The 17,144-nt window shown below is 64.7% G+C and carries 17 protein-coding genes; 13 read left to right on the top strand and 4 right to left on the bottom strand.

Going from position 1 to position 17,144, the window contains the following annotated elements:
- The first annotated feature begins 53 nt into the window (after positions 1–53).
- Together FJ419_RS10660 and otsB are read left to right on the top strand one after the other, a co-directional pair.
- Positions 54–1,844: a trehalose-6-phosphate synthase gene (locus FJ419_RS10660; RefSeq protein WP_140691159.1), complete on the top strand. Its 1,791-nt coding sequence runs from the start codon at positions 54–56 to the stop codon at positions 1,842–1,844.
- A complete protein-coding gene (gene otsB, locus FJ419_RS10655) occupies positions 1,841–2,623 on the top strand; it encodes a trehalose-phosphatase (protein WP_140691156.1) in 783 nt (260 codons plus the stop codon). Before FJ419_RS10660 ends, otsB begins: the two co-directional genes overlap by 4 nt.
- Positions 2,624–2,978: 355 nt before the next feature.
- On the opposite strand, the gene FJ419_RS10650 is transcribed toward otsB, so the two are convergent.
- Positions 2,979–4,010 carry a hydroxyacid dehydrogenase gene (locus FJ419_RS10650; protein WP_140546494.1) on the bottom strand — a complete coding sequence of 344 codons (1,032 nt, stop codon included), beginning with the start codon at positions 4,008–4,010 and terminating at the stop codon, positions 2,979–2,981.
- Between the two features lie 145 nt (positions 4,011–4,155).
- Here FJ419_RS10650 and FJ419_RS10645 point away from each other — a divergent pair, with 145 nt between their 5' ends.
- From FJ419_RS10645 to pobA, 11 genes are all read left to right on the top strand, one after another.
- Entirely contained in the window at positions 4,156–5,232 is a 1,077-nt protein-coding gene (locus FJ419_RS10645; RefSeq protein ID WP_140691153.1) for a LacI family DNA-binding transcriptional regulator, read from the top strand.
- A 60-nt stretch (positions 5,233–5,292) separates the two neighbouring features.
- Entirely contained in the window at positions 5,293–6,282 is a 990-nt protein-coding gene (locus tag FJ419_RS10640) for a substrate-binding domain-containing protein (RefSeq protein WP_140691150.1), read from the top strand.
- 144 nt (positions 6,283–6,426) lie between these two features.
- Positions 6,427–7,413 (top strand): ABC transporter permease, encoded by a 987-nt coding sequence (locus FJ419_RS10635; RefSeq protein WP_095769797.1) that lies wholly within the window; start codon positions 6,427–6,429, stop codon positions 7,411–7,413.
- On the top strand, positions 7,410–8,186 hold the full coding sequence (locus FJ419_RS10630; protein ID WP_140691147.1) for an ATP-binding cassette domain-containing protein: 777 nt from the start codon (positions 7,410–7,412) through the stop codon (positions 8,184–8,186). The genes FJ419_RS10635 and FJ419_RS10630 overlap by 4 nt, the downstream gene beginning before the upstream one ends.
- Position 8,187: 1 nt before the next feature.
- Entirely contained in the window at positions 8,188–9,042 is an 855-nt protein-coding gene (locus FJ419_RS10625) for a sugar phosphate isomerase/epimerase family protein (RefSeq protein WP_140692389.1), read from the top strand.
- Positions 9,043–9,141: 99 nt separating this feature from the next.
- Entirely contained in the window at positions 9,142–9,954 is an 813-nt protein-coding gene (gene pcaD, locus FJ419_RS10620; protein WP_140691145.1) for a 3-oxoadipate enol-lactonase, read from the top strand.
- On the top strand, positions 9,947–10,345 hold the full coding sequence (pcaC, locus tag FJ419_RS10615; protein ID WP_140691142.1) for a 4-carboxymuconolactone decarboxylase: 399 nt from the start codon (positions 9,947–9,949) through the stop codon (positions 10,343–10,345). The genes pcaD and pcaC overlap by 8 nt, the downstream gene beginning before the upstream one ends.
- Positions 10,338–11,090 (top strand): protocatechuate 3,4-dioxygenase subunit beta, encoded by a 753-nt coding sequence (gene pcaH / locus FJ419_RS10610; RefSeq protein WP_140691139.1) that lies wholly within the window; start codon positions 10,338–10,340, stop codon positions 11,088–11,090. The genes pcaC and pcaH overlap by 8 nt, the downstream gene beginning before the upstream one ends.
- Complete coding sequence (pcaG, locus tag FJ419_RS10605; RefSeq protein ID WP_140691136.1) at positions 11,090–11,704, top strand: protocatechuate 3,4-dioxygenase subunit alpha; 615 nt, start codon at positions 11,090–11,092, stop codon at positions 11,702–11,704. The genes pcaH and pcaG overlap by 1 nt, the downstream gene beginning before the upstream one ends.
- 11 nt (positions 11,705–11,715) lie before the next feature.
- The gene (locus tag FJ419_RS10600) at positions 11,716–12,768 is read left to right on the top strand and encodes a 3-carboxy-cis,cis-muconate cycloisomerase (RefSeq protein WP_140691133.1); all 1,053 of its coding nucleotides are present in this window, start codon (positions 11,716–11,718) and stop codon (positions 12,766–12,768) included.
- Positions 12,768–13,940: a 4-hydroxybenzoate 3-monooxygenase gene (gene pobA / locus FJ419_RS10595; RefSeq protein ID WP_140691130.1), complete on the top strand. Its 1,173-nt coding sequence runs from the start codon at positions 12,768–12,770 to the stop codon at positions 13,938–13,940. The genes FJ419_RS10600 and pobA overlap by 1 nt, the downstream gene beginning before the upstream one ends.
- Before the next feature lie 13 nt (positions 13,941–13,953).
- Here the strand turns inward: pobA and pcaF are convergent, their stop codons facing one another.
- From pcaF to FJ419_RS10580, 3 genes are read right to left on the bottom strand one after another with little or no spacing between them, the layout of a single operon-like run.
- Complete coding sequence (gene pcaF, locus FJ419_RS10590) at positions 13,954–15,159, bottom strand: 3-oxoadipyl-CoA thiolase (protein ID WP_140691127.1); 1,206 nt, start codon at positions 15,157–15,159, stop codon at positions 13,954–13,956.
- Positions 15,160–15,963 (bottom strand): CoA-transferase subunit beta, encoded by an 804-nt coding sequence (locus FJ419_RS10585; protein WP_140691124.1) that lies wholly within the window; start codon positions 15,961–15,963, stop codon positions 15,160–15,162.
- The gene (locus FJ419_RS10580; RefSeq protein WP_140691121.1) at positions 15,960–16,817 is read right to left on the bottom strand and encodes a CoA transferase subunit A; all 858 of its coding nucleotides are present in this window, start codon (positions 16,815–16,817) and stop codon (positions 15,960–15,962) included. Before FJ419_RS10580 ends, FJ419_RS10585 begins: the two co-directional genes overlap by 4 nt.
- Positions 16,818–17,144 lie beyond the last annotated feature (327 nt).

Here is a 17,144-nt window from a genome sequence, read left to right as displayed (position 1 = left end):
GCCGGCAAGAACGAAAACAATGAGCGGACAGCCGGAGGCAGCCTGGCATTTCAATGACACAATATAGCGTTCTGTTACTGGTCCTTATTCTCGCAAGCCTTGGACTTTCCGCATTCGCGATTTTCATTTCGATATCCCGGTACCGTCGCAATCACCCGAGGGTACCGGCTATGGCAGGCTCCGGCGACGACTTCGCCACAGAGGCTGCGCGCAAGGTGCTGCGCGAATTCGAAAAGAATGGGCAGTCGGTCGACGCGGCCCTGGTCACATGGTCGCCGGAGACGTTGCGCAAGATCCTCGCGGACGAGTTGCCGGATGCGCAGGTCATCATTGTCTCCAATCGCGAGCCTTATATCCACAACGAAACCAGGGACGGCAACGTCGAGCTTGTCGTGCCGGCGAGCGGGCTGGTCTCGGCGCTGGAACCGATCACGCGCGCTTGCGCCGGCACCTGGATCGCCTATGGCGGCGGCACTGCCGATCGCACGGTGGTCGACAGGAACGACCGCGTGCAAGTGCCGCCCGGCAATCCTTCCTACACGCTGCGCCGCGTCTGGCTGAGCGACGACGAATATCAGGGCTATTATCTTGGCTTTGCCAATGAGGGCCTGTGGCCGCTCTGCCATATCGCGTTCACGCGCCCGATCTTCCGCGAATCCGACTGGGAGGCCTATGAGGCCGTCAACCGCAAATTCGCCGAGACGGTGGTTGCCGAAGCGCGAAACGAGCGGCCGATCGTGCTGGTCCAGGACTATCACTTCGCGCTTCTGCCGCGCATGATCCGCGAGCGCCTGCCGGAGGCGATCGTCATCACCTTCTGGCACATACCGTGGCCGAACTCGGAAGTGTTCAGCATCTGCCCGTGGCGCGAGCGCATCCTCGACGGCCTGCTCGGCAGCTCGATCGTGGGCTTCCACACCCAGTTCCACGCCAACAACTTCACCGAAAGCGTCGACCGTTTCATGGAAAGCCGGATCGAGCGAGCCGACGCGGCCATTTCCTATGGCGGCCAGGTGACGCTGGTGCATTCCTATCCGATCTCGATCGAGTGGCCGGTCGAGCTGCTGAAAACGCTTCCGAGCGTCGAGGAGTGCCGAGTGCGCGTGCGCAAGCGGTTCAGAATTCCAGCTGGCGCCAAGCTTTGCGTCGGCGTCGAACGCCTCGACTACACCAAAGGCATCCTCGATCGCTTCCATGCGCTTGAGGAACTGTTCATCCGTCATCCAGAAACGATCGGCAACGTCGTATTCCTGCAGATCGCCGCACCAAGCCGGGGCACGCTGCCTGCCTACAAGCAGCTTCACGAAGAATGCCTGCGCTATGCCGACGAGCTCAACCAGCGCTACGGCAGCAAATTCTATCAGCCGGTCGTCATGGTGGCCGAGCACCATTCGCAAGCCGCGGTCTATGAGCTTTATCGCGCCGCCGACATCTGCCTCGTCACCAGCCTGCATGACGGCATGAATCTCGTCGCCAAGGAGTTCGTGGCGTCGCGCGACGATGAGCGGGGCGTGCTGCTGCTCAGCACCTTCGCGGGCGCCTCGCGCGAATTGTTGGAGGCGCTGATCGTCAATCCGTACGATGCGGCGATGATGAGCGAGGCGATGCTGCAGGCGATGACCATGGGGCCGGACGAGCAGCACGAGCGCATGCGGCGCATGCGCGACATCGTGCGCGACAACAATGTCTATCGCTGGGCCGGCAGCATGCTGCTCGACGCGGCGCGGCTCAGGAAGCGCGGCGACCTCGACCGGGTCACGGCTTTATACGATCGGCCTTCGGGCCCCACCGGCGACAACGTCGTTTCCATGTTCGAACGCAAACAGGCAGTCGGATTCCGATGAATAGTCAGGCAGACCTTACCCCGCCGCTTCCCGAAGGCCGGTGGGCGCTTTTCCTCGACATCGACGGCACCTTGCTGGAGCACGCGGCGCATCCCGACAGCGTGTCGGTCAGCGCCGAGTTGCGGCAATTGCTGCAGACGATCGAACGGCGGCTGGACGGGGCGCTCGCCTTCATCACCGGCCGCTCGATCGCGGCCGTGGACCATCTGTTCAATCCCTTGAAGCTCAGGATCGCCGGCCTCTATGGGTTGGAGCACAGGCTTGCGCCGGATGGCCGGATCGAGGCCGCCGACGAGCCGGCGGACATGGCGGCGCTCGCCGACGAGATCGAGCTGGAGCTGGCAAGCAAGGCCGTCTATGTCGAGCGCAAGGGACCTGTGCTCGCCATCCACACGAGGGCAGCGCCCGAGCTTCTGACACGGGCGACGGAACTGGTCGAGGCAGCGCTTGAGCGCCTGCCGAAAGGTTACCGTGTCATCGCCGGCAATGCCGGCGTCGAGTTGATGCCGCTCGAAGCAGCCAAGGGCGCCGCGATCCGGCGCTTCATGCAGACTGGTCCGTTCAGCGGCAGGCGTCCTGTGTTCCTTGGCGACGACACGTCCGACGAGAACGGCTTCGAAACGGTCAATGCCGCCGGGGGAATTTCGATCCGCGTCAAGCCGCAGGGCGAGACCACCGCGCGCTTCGCCATCGAGGATGTTGCGAGCGCAATTGCCTGGCTCGAGGCCAATTTCGGAGGGCCGGCCATGCAAACGCCAAGGAGCGATCTCGTCGCTTAGGCCTCTGTTTGCGTTTGCAGGTGGCATGCGTTGGAGATTGGCCGAAACGCCCATCGCGATCGTCATTCCAGGGCGGAGCAGGAGCGAAGCTCCGTCGCGGAGACCCTGGAATCCATTCCGTTACTTTCGCCAAGGCGTGCAACGGAGCAGAATTCTGCACCGTAGCGGCGCTTCCAAGTCACGGAATGGATTCTATGGTCTGCGCCGCGTCGCTTCGCTCCTTGCTCCGCCATAGAATGACGACGTTGCCGCGGCTTCAACCAATCTCCGGCGTTTGCGCTGACTTTCACGGACATGAACGGAAAATCTCACACCAAGACAGACGGAAACCGTCAAAATCCCCTGTGCAGTGCCACTAGTTCCTGTCGACCGGCTTGGAGCGCATGCGCGAAACCGTCTCGCGCTCGGCGCGCTTGGAGCGCAGGGGCGGCAGGCCGCGGTCGATAAGGTCCATGTCCTCCAGCACCATGTCGCCCATGCGCTTGAAGGCAACGTCGAGCGCGCCGGCGCGATGCGCCGAACGCAGGAAGCCGGGCAGGGTGCGGACGGGATGGTCCTTTGCCAGCGGCTCCTCCGGGAAGACGTCGCTCGCGGCGACGATGTGGCCGCTCTTCACCGCTTGCATCAATGCCGGGAAATCGACGACGCCGGCGCGGCTGAGCAGGATGAAGGCTGCGCCCTTGCGCATCCTGGCAAAGGCGTCGGCGCCCAGGAAACCCTGATTCTCGCTGGTCACCGAGGCGACGACGAAGACGAAATCGCTTTGCGACAGCACCTCGTCCAGCGAGGCCGGCTCGACGCCGTTGTCGATCAGGATCGACGGTGGCAGCCACGGATCATAGACCTTGGTGCGGGTGCGAAAACCGGTCAGCAGGCGGTTGAGCGCCCGGCCGAGATCGCCGAAGCCGATGATGCCCACATCGGCGCCGGAGAGAAGCCGCGCCGTCTGGTTGCCGTCGCCGCCCCAGAGCTCCTTGCCCTGCCGGAAGGCGAGGTCGGCGTCGACAATGTCGCGCGCAAGGTTCAGCGCCATTGCAAGGCCGAGTTCCGCGACCGGCTCAGCAAAGACCAGGCCCGTGGTGACGACATGGATGCCGCGCGCAAACAGCGTCTCATAAGGCATGTTGTTGAGCAGGTTGGTCTCGACATTGAAGATGCAGCGCAGCGCCTTCAGCTTCTCCAGCGTCTCAGCTGAAATCGGCGGCTGGCCGATGATAAAACGCGCCTCGGCCAGAGTTTCGGCGGGCATGGCGGCAACGCCTTCCGGGGTGGTCTCGACAATGCGATAGTGTTTGCGCAGGCGCGCCAGCTGCGGCGGCGTGAAGATGAGCTCCAATGTGCGCGGTTCGGGCGCGCTGATGACCAGCGGCAAGGCTTTGTCGGGCATGTTTTTCCTCCGGGCGCGATTGGATCGCGTCAATCACGCATTCAAGTCTTACTCCCGATGAAACGATTTACAAGAACGAAAAATCGATTTATCGATTACAATAGCGAGGCAGAAAATCGGCTGCCTGCCCCTCGGGAGGAGGTCAATGGCACAACACCAAACCCGGCAGCGGCGTCCGTCGATCCACGACGTCGCAAGCCATGCCGGCGTGTCCGCGGCCACCGTCTCCAAGGTGCTGGCCGGCGTCACCACGGTCAAGCCCGAAAACGCGCAGCGTGTATTCGATGCCGTCGAGCATCTGGGCTATCGCGTCGATCCTTTAGCCTCTGACATGCGCAGGGCCAAGCGCCGTATCATCGGCGCCATCATGCCTGAGTTCGAGAGCGAGTTCTTCGGCCAGATGGTGACCGAGCTCGAAGGCCTTGCCGAGCAGCGCGGCTACACGTTGGTCGCCGCATCGAGCCGTGAATCGGAGGCGCGCGAGAAGGAAATCCTTGCCCGCATGCATGACTGGCGCGTTGCCGGCGTCGTGCTGGCGCCTGTGCGCAACGAGCATGGTCCGGCGGCCGCCTTCATGAAAGCCCACGGCATGACCGGCGTGCTGATCGACCGCGTCTTGTCCGACGACGCTTTCGACACGGTATCGGCTGATAGTTTCACCGCCAGCGCCGAAGTGGCGCGGATGCTGGTCGGCAAGGGCCATAACCATATCCTGGTCATCGGCCTTGCGGAGCAGGCGGCGACGGTGCGGGCGCGCCTGGAAGGTTTTCGCAGCCATGCGCTGGCGCTCAACCCATCGGTGCGCATCGACGTCATCACCTCGGAGGTCAGCGTCGAGCCGCTGAGGTCCTCGCTGCGCGAATACTTCGCCAGGGGAGAGCGGCCGACCGCCGTTTACTCGCTGCTTTTGAAGGGCACGCTCGTCGCGCTGTCCGAATTCCGCCGGCGCGGCTGGCATTGCCCGAACGACATCTCGCTGGTCGGCTTCGACGATGCCGAATGGATGCAGGTGACATGGCCGGCGATCGCCGCCGTGGTGCAGCCGGTGCACCGGATCGCCAGCGAGGCGATGAACCTTTTGTTTCGCAGGGTCGAGGGTGATGTGGGACCACCCACGGCGCGGCTCGAGCCCTGCCAGGTGTTGATGCGGGAATCCGTTGGCTCGCCAGGCAGCGGTCCGCATTCCGGGGGAGGAGACCGACAACAGCCCCCATTGTCGTGAGCGGAAGCATACGCCGGCCCTGGCCGTGGCATCCGGCGCCAAGGATCAACGGAGGATAGAATGATATCGCATTTCCCAAGGATAAATCGATTTACCCTTGCCATCGGCGTCGCGCTTGCGTTTTCCGCCGTCGGCGTTGCCAACGCCGAGGACGGCGAATATGGCGTGCTGATGAAGACACTGGCCAACCCGTTCTGGGGCGCGATGGCGCAGGGTGTCGCGGACGGCGCCAAGGAAGCCGGCGTGAAATATTTCCAGCAGGCGGCCGAGAGCGACCAGGCAGCCGAACCGCAGCTGAACCTCTGCAACACCATGCTCGAGCGCAAGCCGGTGGCGATGATCACCGCAGCCATCAACTCGACCAACCTTCTACCTTGCCTGAAGTCGGCGCAGGAGGCCGGCATCAAGATCGTCGACCTCGACAACAATCTCGACCAGGCGGTGCTCGACAAGGAAGGCGTCAAGGTCACCTTCCATATCGGCTCCGACAACATCGCTGCCGGCGCGCAGGGCGCCGAATATCTGGCCAACAAGCTCGGCAAGGACGCCAAGGGTCCGGTGCTGGTGATCGAAGGCCTGTCCGGCAACATCACCGGCGAGAAGCGTGCCAAGGGTTTTGCCGACAAGCTGAAGGAGCTGGCGCCCGGCCTCGAAATCGTCGCTTCGCTGCCGGGCGACTGGGACCGCGGCAAGGCCGCTTCGATCGCCACCGACACGCTGACGGCGCATCCCGATCTCGTCGCCATCTTCTGTGCCAATGACGGCATGGCGCTTGGTGCAGTCGAGTCTGTCTATGCGGCGGGCAAGGGTTCGCAGGTGACGATCATCGGCGTCGACGGCAATGTCGATGCGGTGAAATCGATCAAGGAAGGCCGCCTCAATGCCTCGGTGGCGCAGCTTCCCTATCTGGTCGGCAAGCAGGCGGTGGAGAACGTCAAGAAGGCGCTGGCCGGCGAGAAGGTTCCGGAAAGCATTGCCGTGCCGACTTTGGTGCTGACCAAGGACGTGCTCGACGCCGGCAAGGAACCGATGCTGCAATATGTGAAATAGTGAAAGGAAGGGAGTAGGGGAGTAAGGCAGTAGGGGAATAGGGGAAGCGATGTCTGCGCTTCTCCGACCAGCCTCCATCTTCCTTGCCTTCGCTACTCCCCTACTGCCTTACTCCCCTACTCCCTTACCCGAAGGGTAGAAAACATGGCTTCTGAACAGCCCGGCTTCTGGGCTCGGGTGCAGCGAGCATCCGTCGAAAGGCTCCACATCCGGCTGGAGTCGCTGGTGGTGCTTCTGGCACTGAGCACGGCGATGGCGCTCTTGTCGCCCTATTTCCTGTCGCTCAGCAATTTCCTCAACATCCTTTTGGCCACCTCGACGATCGGCGTGCTGGCGATCGCCGCCACTTTCGTTATCGGTTCCGGCGGGCTCGATCTGTCGCTCGGCTCGGTCATGGGGCTTGCGGGCGTCGCAGGCGCCTTCGTCGCCGTCAATCTCGGCTGGCCATCGGTCTTCGCAGTGATCGCCTGCATTCTGGCCGGCGGGATCGCCGGCTACATCAACGGGCAACTGGTCACCCGCGCCTTCGTGCCGGCTTTCATCGTCACGCTCGGCATGCTTGGCCTGGCGCGCGGTCTGGCGCTGGTCATCTCGAAGGGCAGGGCGATCTACGGACTGCCGCCGGAGATCGTCTATATCGGGCAGGGGCGGCCGTTCGGCGTTCCGATGCCGGTGATCATCCTGGTGCTGACGGCCATCGTCGCGCATGCGGTGCTTGCCTATACGCGTTTCGGCCGCCACACGCTGGCGTTGGGAGATAGCGAAGGTGCAGCGCGAGCCGCGGGCATCCGGGTCGAGCATCACCGCCGCATCATCTACACGCTGTCGGGTGCGCTGGCCGGGCTTGCCGGCCTGCTGTTCACCGCCCGCGTCAATGCCGGCGATCCGACCGCCGGCATCAACTACGAGCTCACCGCCATCACGGCTGCGATCATCGGCGGCACCAATCTGTTCGGCGGCCGCGCCTCGATCCTCGGCACCATGATCGGCGCGCTGATCATGGGCGTCTTGCAGAACGGGCTGACGTTGCTTGCCGTGCAATCCTATTACCAACAGATGGCGATCGGCGCGGTGCTGATCCTCGCCGTTTTCATCGACCAATACCAAGTGCGGAAGGAGTCGCGCGTATGACCCTGCTTTCGCTGCGCGGCATCCGCAAAAGCTTCGGCGCGGTCGACGTGCTGCATGGCGTCGACCTTTCGGTCGCGGCCGGCGAGGTGGTCGGGCTGGTCGGCGACAATGGCGCCGGCAAGTCGACGCTGATGAAGACCATCACCGGCATCTACCGCGCCGACGCCGGCTCGATCGAGTTCGACGGCAAGGATATCCTGGCGCTGGACCCCGGTCAGCGGCGGCGCCTCGGCATCGAAATGATCTACCAGGATCTTTCTTTGGCCAAGCAGCAGGACGTGGCGTCGAACATCTTCCTCGGTCGCGAACCGACGAAAAAGTTGCTCGGCCTGTTCCCCGGCTTCGTCGACAAAAGCGAGATGGATCGCCAAGCGTCGAAAATGATCGAGCGGCTGGGCGCGCATCTGCCGTCGATAAACCGGTCGGTCGGTTCGTTTTCCGGCGGCCAGCAGCAGACGGTGGCGATCGCGCGGGCGCTCACCTTCAATCCAAAACTCGTCATCATGGATGAGCCGACGGCCGCACTTGCCGTGCGCGAGGTGCAGAGCGTGCTCGACCTCATCCGGCGGCTGAAGTCGGAAGGCATTGCCGTCATCCTGATCTCGCATCGGCTGAACGATGTGCTGTCGGTCACCGATCGCATCGTCGTGCTGCGCCACGGCAGGGCGGATGCCGATCTCGTCACCGCCAGGACCAACATGAACGAAGTCGTCAGCCGCATCGTCGGCGGCGGCGATACGGCCGCAGCGGCGGCGCATGAGCAACGAGGCTGACATGAACACCTTCGGACTGCACACTTTCGCCATCGCACCGGTCTGGGACCTTGCCCGGATCGAGCCGCAGATGGACAGGCTCAAGGAATACGGCATCGGGCTGATGGAGATCCCTTTGCTTCGGCCTGAGGAGATCGACACCAAGCGGACGCGCAGCTTTGCCAATCACTATCGTGTTGAATTGGTCCCCTCGCTTGGCCTGCCGCGCGCCCTCGATGTGGTCGAACGGCCGGACGAGGCGCTGGATTTCCTCGAACCGGCTTTCCGGGTCTGCAATGAGGTCGGCGCGGAAGCGCTCGGCGGCGTCACCTACGGCACGATCGGCAAGACCACCGGCCGCGCGCCGACGCAAAGGGAAATCGACGGTATGTGCCGTTTCCTCGAACGCGCGGCGAAGGCGGCGAAGTCGCGCGGCCTGAAGCTCGGCATCGAGCCCTGCAACCGCTATGAGACGCATCTGATCAACCGCGGCATCGACGCGGCAAAGATCATCGAGCGGATCGGCGCGCCCAACATCTTCATTCATCTCGACACCTACCACATGCATATCGAGGAAGAGAGCTTTGCCTCCGGTTTCGAGGCGGCGGCGCCCTATCTCGGTTATCTGCATGTGTCGGAAGCCAACCGCGGCGTGCCGGGACGAGGCATGCTCAACTGGGCAGCCTGCATGAAGGCCATCGCCGACATCGGCTACCAGGGCGCGATCACGCTCGAAAGCATGAACCATGTCGATGTCGACATTGCCGGCGGGCTCGCCGTCTGGCGGCCGGTGGCGGAAGACCCGCGCGACGTGATCGAGGTCGGCCTGCCGTTCCTGCGCGAGGAGGCAAAGAAGGCGGGGCTGACGCTCGGATAGCAGCAAGCTCCCGCATGGGGAGCCGCCGAAGCAACCCTGGACGGTTTCGATTTACCGAACCAAATAGCTGGTGCAATGTGGGTTCGGAGGATCGGAACCGTGCCATTCGTCAGCATAGGCGGCGTCACGCTGCACCACCGTTATATCGAAGCGACCGGCACGTCGCGTCCGATCATCTTCATCAATTCGCTCGGCACCGACTTCCGGATCTGGGACGATGTCGTCGCGCGTCTTGAAGGCGAAATGCCGATGCTCGTCTACGACAAGCGCGGTCACGGCCTGTCCGACATCGGCAACGGGGTTCATTCGATAGACGACCATGTCGACGACCTGCTGGGTCTCATCGATCATTTCAGTTTCGACAAGGTCGTGCTGTTCGGCCTGTCGGTCGGCGGCCTGATCGCGCAGCGGCTCTATACCCGTCATCCAAAATGTGTCGAGGCTCTGATCCTCAGCGACACCGCGCACAAGATCGGCACCGCCGAGAGCTGGAACACGCGCATGGCGACCGTCGAGCGCGACGGCATAGAGGCGATCGCCGACGGCGTGCTGCAAGTGTGGTTCACCCCCGATTTCCATGCCAGGCGCGCCGCCGAGCTGGCCGGCTGCCGCAACATGCTGACCAGGCAGGCGCTGCCTGGTTATATCGGGACATGCGCGGCGGTGCGCGATGCCGATCTTACCGACGCGGCGCGGCGTATCGCTGCGCCGACGCTCTGCATCGTCGGCGATCAGGACGGCTCGACGCCACCCGACCTTGTTCGCTCGCTGGCGGATCTGATCCCCGGCGCACGCTTCGAGGTGATCCGCGATGCCGCGCACATCCTGTGCATCGAGCAGCCCGAAGCGCTCGTCACCTTGATCCGCGATTTCGTCGCTTCGTTGCCTGGGGGAAGGTCTGCTCATGGATGATGTCGCGAAGGACCGCTACCGGATCGGGCTCGAGGTCCGTCGCGCCGTGCTCGGCGATCCGCATGTCGACCGCGCCGAGGATGCCGCGACCGATTTCGACCGGCCGTTCCAGCAATTGATCGCCGAGGCTGCCTGGGGAACGGTGTGGGCGCGGCCCGGCTGGTCGAAGCGCGAACGCTCGATCGTGACGCTGGCGCTGCTTGCAGCACTTGGCCATGACGAGGAGGTCGCCCTGCATGTGCGGGCCACCGCCAACACCGGCGCCTCGCGCGACGACATCTGCGAAGCCTTCCTGCATGTCGCGATCTATGCCGGAGTGCCGGCCGCCAATCGCGCCTTCAAGATCGCCAAGGAGGTGTTTGCGCAGATGGACGGGGCCGCTCATGGCTGAGACCGGCTCCAACCGGGCGCCGGAAACCGGCGCCTTCTTCCAGCGCGACCGCCAATGGCATCCGCCGGCGTTGACGCCGAGCTACAAAAGCTCGGTGCTGCGCTCGCCGCAGAAGGCATTGGTGTCGTTCGACAACACGCTGTCGGAATCGACCGGCCCGGTGTTCGGCCATGCGATGCTCGGCGAGCTCGACAACGACTTGATACACAATTTCGCCAGACCCGGCGAGAGCGCCATCGGCGAGCGCATCATCGTTCATGGGCGGGTGCTCGACGAGCGCGGCAAGGGCGTGCCCGGCGTGTTGCTCGAATTCTGGCAAGCCAATGCAGGCGGCCGCTACCGGCACAAGAAGGACGCCTATCTGGCGCCGCTCGATCCGAATTTCGGCGGCTGCGGACGCGCGATTACCCGCGAGGACGGCGGCTACACCTTCCGCACCATCAGACCCGGGCCGTATCCCTGGCCCAACGGACCGAACGACTGGCGGCCGGCACATATCCATTTTTCCGTGTTCGGCCACGGCTTCGCGCAGCGCCTGATCACGCAGATGTATTTCGAGGGCGATCCGTTGATCTGGCGCTGCCCGATCGTCGGCGGGATCTCCAACAAGGCAGCCATCGAAGCGCTGATCGCCGCGCTCGACATGCAGTCGACGATCCCGATGGATGCGCGCGCCTACAAGTTCGACATCGTGCTGCGCGGGCGACGCTCGACGCTGTTCGAGAACAGACCGGAGGGCAATTGATGGCACAGCCGCTCGACCGGTTGAAGGAGAGCCCTTCGCAGACCGCCGGACCTTATGTGCATATCGGGCTCACGCCCAATTTCTGCGGCATCGGCGGCGTCTATGCGAGCGACCTCGGCTCGTCGATGGTCAACGACCAGACCAAGGGCGAGCGCATCGAATTGCGCATTCGCGTGCTCGACGGCACCGGCACGCCGCTGAGGGAGGCGCTGGTCGAGATCTGGCAAGCGGATGCCCAGGGCCTCTACAATTCGCCGGCGGAGATGCGCGGCGCCGCCGACCCGAATTTCTTGGGATGGGGCCGGCAGCCGACCGATATGGAAACGGGCGTCTGCCTGTTCCAGACGATCAAGCCGGGCCGCGTGCCGTTCCGCGACGGGCGGCTGATGGCGCCGCACATCACGCTGTGGATCGCGGCGCGCGGCATCAATGTCGGCCTGCATACCAGGCTCTATTTTTCCGACGAGGAAAGGGCCAATGCCGAGGACCCGATCCTCGCCCGCATCGAGCACCGCCTGCGTGTGCCGACGCTGATCGCCGAGCGCCGGGGCGATACTTACGTCTTCGACATCCACCTGCAGGGCGAAAAGGAGACGGTCTTCTTCGACAGCTGACCGTGGCCGCCATGACCGTTTCGCCCTTCGATCACCCGCTGCTTTCCGGCCTGCTTGGCGACGAGGAGGCGGCCAGACATTTTTCCGTCGAAGCCGACATCGCTGCGATGCTCAGCTTCGAGCGGGCGCTGGCCGAGGCAGAAGCCGAGTGCGGCGCGATACCCCGCGATGCGGCGGCGGCGATCTCGAAAGCGCTGGCGGCGTTCCGGCCGGACACGGCGAAGCTGCGCGCCGGCGTCGCCACCGACGGCGTCGCCGTGCCGGAACTGGTGCGACAGATCAAGGCTGCCGTTGGCGCGCCGCACGATGCATACGTTCATTTCGGCGCCACCAGCCAGGATGTGATCGATACGTCGCTGGTGCTGCGCCTGGGCGGGGCGGTCGAGCATGTCGGCCTGCTGCTCAGCGAGAACGTCGTGCGGCTCGCCGGACTCGAACAGGATCTCGAGGGCAGGGCGATGATGGCGGTGACGCGCATGCAGCCGGCGATACCGATCGCCGTGACGGACCGGATCGCTTCATGGCGAGCGCCGCTCCAGCGTCACCAGGAGCGTTTGAAGGAGCTCTCCGGCCGGCTGCTGGTGGTGCAGTTCGGCGGTGCCGCCGGCACGCTGGAAAAGCTCGGCGACAAGGCCGCCGCAGTGCGCGCCGCGCTTGCCGGCAAGCTCGGCCTTGCCGACGCGCCGCAATGGCACAATCAGCGCGACGCGCTCGCCGAGTTCGCCGGCTGGCTGTCGCTGGTGACCGGCAGCCTCGGCAAGTTCGGGCAGGACGTTGCGCTGATGGCGCAGGCGGGCACCGACATCAAGCTCACCGGCGGCGGCGGTTCATCTACCATGCCGCACAAGCAGAACCCCGTGAAGGCGGAAGCCCTGGTGGCGCTCGCCCGCTTCAATGCCGTCCAGCTTTCCGGCATGCACCACACGCTGGTGCATGAGCAGGAGCGCTCGGGTTCGGCCTGGACGCTGGAATGGCTCATCCTGCCGCAAATGGTCGTGGCGACGGCGGCCGCGCTGAGGCTTGCGGCCGAGCTGGCCGGACAGATCGAGAGCCTCGGTCATTGATGCGCACGCAGGTCGCCATCATTGGCTCCGGGCCGTCCGGGCTGCTGCTCGGTCAGTTGCTCGCAACCATTGGCGTCGAGACGGTCATACTCGAGCGGTCGAGCCGCGAGCATGTGCTTGGCCGCGTGCGCGCGGGCGTGCTCGAGCAGGGCACGGTGGACCTGCTCGGCGAAGCGGGCGCGGCGGAGAGGCTCTATGCCCAGGGCCTGCAGCATGCCGGTATCTCGCTCGCCTTCGGTGGCCGCACGCATCGCATCGACATGACGGCGCTCACCGGCGGCAAGCATGTTACCGTCTATGGCCAGACCGAGGTGACGCTCGATCTGATGCAGAAGCGCGAAGCGGCGGGTCTCCCGACCGTCTTCGAAACGTCCGATGTCGCGCTGCATGATTTCGGCGGCGCGTCGCCCTTCGTCACCTACGACAAGGACGGCCTCACCCATCGCATCGACTGCGACTTCATTGCCGGTTGCGACGGCTATCACGGCGTCAGCCGCCGCTCGGTGCCGGAGGGCGCGCTGAAGACGTTCGAGCGGCAATATCCGTTCGGCTGGCTGGGCGTGCTGGCCGAGGTGCCGCCGGCCGACCGCGAGCTGGTCTATGCCAACCATGAGCGGGGCTTTGCGCTCTGCTCGATGCGCTCGCCGCAGCGCAGCCGCTACTATGTGCAGGTTCCGGCCGAGGAGCGCGTTGAGGCCTGGTCCGACGACCGGTTCTGGGACGAGTTGCGCCGCCGCCTGCCGCCGGCGACGGCTGCCGCCGTCACCACCGGCCCATCGTTCGAGAAGTCGATCGCGCCGCTGCGCTCCTTCGTCGCCGAGCCGATGCGCTTCGGCCGGCTGTTCCTGGTCGGCGACGCCGCCCATATCGTGCCGCCGACCGGCGCCAAGGGCCTCAACCTCGCTGCCAGCGACGTGCGCTATCTGTTTGCCGGGCTTCGTGAATTCTATCGCGACGGCTCGCAGACAGGACTCGACGCCTATTCGTCAAAAGCGCTGGCGCGGGTGTGGAAAGCGGTGCGCTTTTCCTGGTGGATGACGACGATGCTGCACCGTTTTCCGGAGACGGGAGAGTTCGGCCAACGCATCCAGGAAGCCGAGCTCGATTACCTCGTGCATTCGAGAGCCGCATCGACCGCACTCGCCGAAAACTATGTCGGCTTGCCCTATTGATCTGCCTGGGCGGTCAAACCCGCTCCAGCGCGATGGCGATGCCCTGGCCAACGCCGATGCACATGGTGGCCAAAGCCAGCTTGCCGCCGCGCTCGCGCAGTTCGAGCGCCGCCGTGCCGGTGATGCGCGCGCCCGACATGCCGAGCGGGTGACCGAGCGCGATCGCGCCGCCGTTCGGATTGACGTGCGCGGCGTCCTCGGCGATGCCGAGCTGGCGCAGCACGGCAATGCCTTGCGAGGCGAAAGCTTCGTTCAATTCGACGACATCGAATTGCTCGGGCGTCAGGCCAAGGCGAGCGCAAAGCTTCTTGGTGGCCGGCGCCGGACCGATGCCCATGATGCGCGGCGCCACACCGGCGACGGCACCCCCGAGGATGCGGGCCATCGGCGTCAGGCCATGCTTCTTCGCCGCCGCTTCGGAGGCGATGATCAGCGCGGCCGCGCCATCATTGACCCCGGAGGCGTTGCCGGCGGTCACCGTGCCGCCGTGGCGGAACGGCGTCGGCAGTTTGGCCAGCGCCTCTATGGTGGTGCTGGCGCGGGGATGCTCGTCCTTGGTCACAACGACCGGCTCTCCCTTCTTCTGCGGGACGGTCACCGGCGTGATCTCCTTCGCCAGCCGTCCATTTTCTTGCGCGGCCACCGCCTTGTCCTGGCTGCGCACGGCGAAGGCGTCCTGGTCCGCGCGGGAAACGGAAAAATCCTCGGCGACGTTCTCGCCGGTCTCCGGCATGGACTCGACGCCATATTGCTTCTTCATCAGCGGGTTGACGAAGCGCCAGCCGATGGTGGTGTCATAGATCTCGGCGTTGCGCGAGAAGGCGGTGTCGGCCTTCGGCATGACGAAGGGCGCGCGGCTCATCGATTCGACGCCGCCGGCGATCATCAGCTCGGCTTCGCCGGACTTGATGGCACGCGCGGCGATGGTGACGGCATCCATCCCCGAGCCGCACAAGCGGTTGACGGTCGAGCCCGGGATGTCCTGCGGGAGGCCGGCAAGCAGCAGCGCCATGCGAGCCACGTTGCGATTGTCCTCGCCGGCCTGGTTGGCGCAGCCATAGACGACATCATCGACGGCCGCCCAGTCGACGCCCTGATTGCGCTCAACGAGCGCTCTCAGCGCGATGGCGCCGAGGTCGTCGGCGCGGACGGAGGACAACGAGCCGCCGAAGCGGCCGATGGGCGTGCGGATGTAGTCGCAGATGAAGGCGTCGATCATCTAGGCAGCTTTCCCTTGGGCGATCCCTTGATGCGCCGCCTTGGTGCGGGCGTGCAGGTCGCGCAATGTCTTCAGCTCGAGTTCCGTCGGCGCCGGCGTCTCGTCAAGAGCCTCCGCGAACTTGACCGTCCAACCACAGGTCTCCTGCACCTGCTCGCGCGTGACGCCGGGATGCAGCGACACCACGGTGAACTCCTTGGTCGCAGGGTCTGACTTCCAGATGGCGAGGTCGGTGATCAAAAGCGTCGGGCCGGCGGTATCGATGCCGAGCCGCTTGCGATGATCGCCGCCTTCGCCATGGCCGAAGGAGGTGAAGAAGTCGATCTTTTCGACCATGCCGCGCTTCGACTGCGCCATGGTGATGTAGACCTGCCTCGACGAGGTGGCGATCTCCGGCGCGCCGCCGCCGCCGGGCAGGCGGGTCTTCGGGTGCGCATAGTCGCCGATGACGGTGGTGTTGATGTTGCCGAATTTGTCGAGCTGGGCGGCGCCCAGGAAGCCGATCGAGATGCGGCCACCCTGCAGCCAGTAGCGGAACATCTCCGGCACGGAGACGGTGGTGACCGCCGTCTCGCACAATTCGCCGTCGCCGATCGACAGCGGCAGAACGTCGGGGGCGGCGCCGATGGTGCCGCTCTCGTAGATCAGCGTGATGTCGGGCGCATGGGTCAGCCGCGCGACGTTGCAGGCGGCCGACGGCGCGCCGATGCCGACGAAGCAGACATCGTCGCTCTTCAAGGCGCGGCTGGCGGCGATCGTCATCATCTCGTTCGGGGTGAAACCGATATCCTTCGCGTCGCTCATGCGGCTTTCCTCAGATGTTCGACGCGGCCGGCAAAGTCATCCGGGCTGCTCTCGATGACGTTCTGCTGCATCCACGCCTGGAAGCGGCCGCGGTCGGCGGCGATCTCGTCCCAATCGAGATAGGCGGCGTTGTCGCGCTCGTAATAGCCATGCGTGTAGGAGGGATGCGAGCCGCCGGGCACAACCGAAATCGCCGCGATCGTCCAGTTCGGCAGCACCGTGAGATTGGGGTGGAGGTCGTCGAAATTGTCCACCATTTCCTCGACCGTCACAACAGCGCGCTTTGCGGCAAGGACGGCCTCCTTCTGGATGCCGATGATGCCCTCGACCAACACATTGCCTTTCCGGTCCGCCTTCTGCGCGTGGATGAAGGTAACGTCAGGCCTTATCGCCGGGACGGCGGCCAGCACCTCGCCGGTGAAAGGGCAGGTGACGGATTTGATGTTCGGATTGACCGCGGCAAGGCCGGCGCCGCGATAGCCGCGGAACACCGCGCAGGGCAGGCCGGCGGCGCCCGCCTCGTAGGCATTGGCCATGCCGGCGTGGCTGTGCTCCTCGATCTCGATGGCGCGGGGAAAGCCGTTCTCGATGGCGTCGCGGGCGCGCCTGAGCAGGCCGACGCCAGGATTGCCGACATAGGAGAAGACGATTTTCCGCGCCATGCCCATGCCGATCATCTGGTCGTAGATCAGGTCGGGCGTCATGCGGATCAGCGTCAGGTCGCGAAAGCCCTGGCGGATCGCCTCATGCGCGGCGGCGGTCGGGATCAGATGGGTGAAACCCTCGAAGGCGACCGTATCGCCGTCATGCAGGTTTTCCGCGACCGCCTCTTTCAGCGGCAGGAACTTGACCATCGGGGCGGCTCCGGAGATGCAAGAAAGTTCGCATTGCGAACATAGTCTTATCACCGGTCGTGCCGCTCCGGGCAAGCCATCGACAAAGCGAGGGCCGGTGCCTTCGTCATTATCGACGAGCAAGTGGAGACTGCGCTAGATCGCCGTGCCGATCACGGACCGCCGGCACGGAACGCCCCACCGTCGTCATCCACGGGCGGAGCGGGAGCGAAGCGGACGCGTAGACCCGAGGATCCTGTGTGTTGATTCCGGTGTATGGTTGAAGTGGGAAGGAGGCCGAGTGGATCTTGGTCGTCCTTTCGGACAGGCCGTGGAATGGCCCGGTCC

The organism is Mesorhizobium sp. B2-6-2 (assembly GCF_006440615.1).
Classification (GTDB): Bacteria; Pseudomonadota; Alphaproteobacteria; order Rhizobiales; family Rhizobiaceae; genus Mesorhizobium.
Note: the sequence above shows the minus strand (reverse complement) of the source record. Positions and strands in the feature narration are given on the sequence as shown.